Annotated in this window: 2 protein-coding genes; both read left to right on the forward strand. The window is 47.8% G+C overall.

Annotated features, from left to right (window positions below):
* Window positions 1–243, forward strand: a 243-nt coding sequence (gene tnpB, locus FD01_RS02120; RefSeq protein ID WP_156647255.1) for an IS66 family insertion sequence element accessory protein TnpB, incomplete at its 5' end; no start/stop codon positions are given.
* A 64-nt stretch (window positions 244–307) separates the two neighbouring features.
* On the forward strand, window positions 308–473 hold a 166-nt coding region (locus FD01_RS15625; RefSeq protein ID WP_191981515.1), incomplete at its 3' end, for a transposase.

Below are 473 nucleotides of genomic sequence, written 5' to 3' on the forward strand. Positions count from 1 at the left end.
CCATACAGTCGTGCACTATTTCTGTTCTGCGGCACTCGCAAGGACCGCTTCAAAGCACTTTACTGGGACGGTGACGGGTTTCTCTTATTATACAAGCGTATCGAAAACGGCCGACTTCAGTGGCCGACAACACAAAAAGAGGTGAGAAGGCTCCACCCGAAGCAGCTCCAACGACTACTATCAGGTTGGGGATTGGAATCAACCATCAAGCACAATCGGCCAAGCAAAAAAACATCTCGTTAGTACTGTTCAAACGGTTTCATTAGTGGTAAGCTCCCTTCAACGACAACGAAACGAAGGTAGCGCAATGACACAAACGACTGAAGACCTGTTAGCGCAGGCACTCAAGGAAATCCAGCTCCTAAAGGAGCAAGTGGCATTCCTTAATCGGAAACTCTATGGCGTTCGTTCAGAGAAGATGACTGATCCTAATCAGTTGTCGCTGTTGGAGGATCCTAGTGTTTTTACCGAAC

Origin of the sequence: Lacticaseibacillus manihotivorans DSM 13343 = JCM 12514, from assembly GCF_001435035.1 — a bacterium.
GTDB lineage: Bacteria > Bacillota > Bacilli > Lactobacillales > Lactobacillaceae > Lacticaseibacillus > Lacticaseibacillus manihotivorans.